3 protein-coding genes are annotated in these 3,270 nt (G+C 63.9%); 2 read left to right on the top strand and 1 reads right to left on the bottom strand.

Going from position 1 to position 3,270, the window contains the following annotated elements; genetic code table 11:
• Positions 1–602 (top strand): PfkB family carbohydrate kinase (locus tag ABYW26_RS12480; protein WP_372605230.1); only part of this gene is annotated, 602 nt, incomplete at its 5' end.
• Here the strand turns inward: ABYW26_RS12480 and ABYW26_RS12475 are convergent.
• Positions 599–2,260 (bottom strand): NAD+ synthase, encoded by a 1,662-nt coding sequence (locus ABYW26_RS12475; RefSeq protein ID WP_372605229.1) that lies wholly within the window; start codon positions 2,258–2,260, stop codon positions 599–601. The genes ABYW26_RS12480 and ABYW26_RS12475 overlap by 4 nt on opposite strands.
• A 166-nt stretch (positions 2,261–2,426) precedes the next feature.
• Between ABYW26_RS12475 and ABYW26_RS12470 the strand changes: the two genes are divergently transcribed.
• Positions 2,427–3,270, top strand: an 844-nt coding sequence (locus ABYW26_RS12470; RefSeq protein ID WP_372605228.1) for an MORN repeat-containing protein, incomplete at its 3' end; no start/stop codon positions are given.

The raw sequence follows: 3,270 nt of genomic DNA, 5'->3' as shown, positions 1-3,270 counted from the left end.
TCGAGGCCGAGGCGATGCTGGTCGCGCTATCCGAAGTCGTGACCAAGGGCGCGCTGGTGGTTCTGAGCGGCGGCCTGCCGCCGGGGGTGGATCCGGCCTATCAGGATCGTCTGATCGCGCTGGTCCGGGCGGCCGGGGCGCTGGTTCTGGCCGATACCTCGGGGGCGGCGCTGGCGCATCTGGCGGCAGGAAGCGGCCTGCATGTTCTGCGCATGAACCGGACCGAGGCCGAGGCACTGGCCGGGCACCCGATGCCAAGTTCGGCGGAAAGCGGCGGATTTGCCAAGGCGCTGGTGCAGCGCGGCGCGGCCGAGGCGGTGATCATCGCGCGCGGGTCCGAGGGGGCGATTCTGGCGCTGGAGGACCGATGCCTGCATGTGACCGCCGCAACCGTTCCGGTGCGCAGCAAGGTCGGCGCGGGCGACAGTTTCGTCGGCGCGCTGGTGCTGGCCCGGGCGCGTGGCGCCGATTGGGAGACCGCGCTGGCGGCCGCGTCGGCCGCAGCCAGTGCGGCGGTGATGACCGAGGCGACCGAGCTGTGCCACCGGGCAGATGCCGAGCGGCTGATCGATCAGGTCACGGTGACGCGGCTGTCGGCTTAGGTGGTGTCGCGCCAGCGGTTGACGATCGGATAGCGCCGGTCCAGCCAGAACGACCGCTTGGTCAGGCGCGTGCCCGGCGCCGACTGAAAGCGTTTGTATTCGCTGATGTAAAGCAGGTGCTCGACCCGTTTCACCGTCTCGCGCTCAAACCCCTGCGCCACCAGTTCAGCGACCGAGGACTCGTCATCGACCAGACCGGTCAGGATCGCATCCAGAACCTCATAGGGCGGCAGGCTGTCCTCGTCCTTTTGGTCAGGGCGCAGTTCGGCCGAGGGCGGTTTGTCGATCACGCGGGGCGGGATCACCTCGCCCGCCGGGCCCATCATCCAATCGTGGTGATTGGCGTTGCGCCAGCGGCAGGTTTCGAACACCCGGGTTTTGTAGAGATCCTTGATCGGATTGTAGCCGCCGTTCATGTCGCCATAGATCGTGGCATAGCCCACCGCGACCTCGGATTTATTGCCGGTGGTCAACAGCATCGCGCCGAATTTGTTCGACATCGCCATCAGCAAGAGGCCGCGCAGGCGGGACTGGATGTTTTCTTCGGTGATGTCGGTATCGCGGCCCTGAAACAGCGGTGCAAGCGTTTCGGTGATCGCGGCGCGGCCCGCCGAGATCGGCACATAGTCATAGGCACAGCCCAGCGCGTCGGCCACGGCCTGAGCATCGTCCAGCGAATGCTGGGACGTATATTCCGACGGCAGCATCACGCAGCGCACATTCTCAGCGCCAATCGCATCGGCGGCGATGGTGGCGACGATGGCGCTGTCGATCCCGCCCGACAGGCCCAGCAACACGCGTTTGAAGCCGCTTTTACCCAGATAGTCGCGCAGGCCTTCGACCATGGCGCGATAGTCCTGTTCCCATTCGTCGGGGATGCGGGCCTTGTCGCCGTCAGTGGCGCGCCAGCCCTCGGGCGTGCGGGTGAAATCGACATGAGTGATATTTTCGTCGAACACCGGCATCTGCACCGCCAGCTTGCCGCCGGGGTTCAGCACGAACGTGCCGCCATCGAACACCTGATCGTCCTGGCCGCCGACCATGTTCAGATAGATCAGCGGCAGGCCGGTCTCGACCGTGCGGGCGACCATGTGGCTGATCCGAACGTCGTATTTGTTGCGATAATAGGGCGAGCCATTGGGGACCAGCAGGATCTCGGCCCCGGTCTCGGCCAGAGTTTCGCAGACGCTTTCCGGGTGCCAGGCGTCTTCGCAGATCGGGGTGCCGATGCGCAGCGGGCCAATGGCATAGGGGCCTTGCGCCGGGCCGGGCACGAACAGGCGCTCTTCGTCGAACACGGTTTCATTGGGCAGCTTTTGCTTCAGCACCCGCGCGACGATCTGGCCGCCTTGCAGCACGTAATAGGCGTTATAAAGGTTCGCACCGTCGAAATACGGCCCGCCAATGCCCAGCGCCGGTCCATCGGCGCAATCGGCGGCAAGGGTGACGATATGCTCCATCGCGTCGTGAAAGAACGCCGGCTTCATGATCAGATCCTGCGTCTGATAGCCGGTCAGGAACATTTCGGGCAGCGCCACCATATCGGCATTGGCCGCACGGCCAGCCTGCCACGCGGCGCGCGCCTTGTCGGCATTCGCACCCAATGCGCCCACGGTCGGGTTCAATTGTGCCAGTGTCAGGCGGAAAGTCTCGGCCATATGCACCCCCTTATCGAACAGACCTCTTACCAGAGTTACCGGCAAGTGAAAGCCGATTGACGCGAAAACCGTTGTAAGCCTCCGGCCGCTCAATTACCCTCTGGCCGCATTCCGATGGCAAAATAGAGCAGCGCAAAAGGGGGCTTTGGTGCAAAAGGCAGGCACAATGCTGGCACGGGCAATTCTTGCAGGCACCGTGGCGATGACGCCACTGGCGGTCTGGGCGCAGGATTCGGGCAAGGTAATCACCAAGCAATACGACCACGGCGGCATTTACGAGGGCACGTTCAAGGACGGCAAGCAGCACGGCCGCGGCACCTATCGCCTGCCTAATGGCTATGAATATTCCGGCCAGTGGGAAAACGGCGAGATTCGCGGCACCGGCACCGCGCGGTATCCCGACGGGTCGGTCTATGAGGGCAATTTCGAGGCCGGGATGGCCTCGGGCTTTGGCAAGATCACCTTTGCCAATGGCGGCACCTATCAGGGCGACTGGATCGACGGCAAAATCACCGGTCAGGGCGTGGCGACCTATCCCAATGGCTCGCGCTATGAGGGCGGGTTCCTGAATTCGCTACACCACGGTCCGGGCACGATGACCAGTTCGAACGGCTATATCTATGCTGGCGATTGGGTCGAGGGTATCAAACAGGGCAAGGGCCGGATCACTTATCCCGATGGCGCGGTCTATGAAGGCGACATGGTGAACGGCCAGCGCGCCGGTCAGGGGTCGCTGACCATGCCCGACGGGCTGACCTATACCGGCGCGTGGAAGGCCGACCAGATCAACGGTCTGGGTAAGCTGACGCAATCCAACGGCGACGTTTACGAGGGTCTGCTGGTCGAAGGCGAACGCCACGGCGCGGGCAAAGTGACCTTCGCCAATGGCGATATCTATGAGGGTGCTTTCGTCCATGACCAGCGTCAGGGCAAAGGCACCTTCCGCGGAGCCGACGGCTATTTCTACGAAGGCGATTGGGTGGCGGGCCGCATTCAGGGCATCGGCCGGG

The organism is Actibacterium sp., from assembly GCF_041584535.1.
Lineage (GTDB): Bacteria > Pseudomonadota > Alphaproteobacteria > Rhodobacterales > Rhodobacteraceae > Actibacterium_D.
Note: the sequence above shows the minus strand (reverse complement) of the source record. Positions and strands in the feature narration are given on the sequence as shown.

What these genes read in the sequence shown, in the direction of transcription:
- ABYW26_RS12475 (WP_372605229.1), bottom strand. Translation starts at nt 2,260, where the DNA reads ATGGCCGAGACTTTCCGCCTGACACTGGCACAATTGAACCCGACCGTG.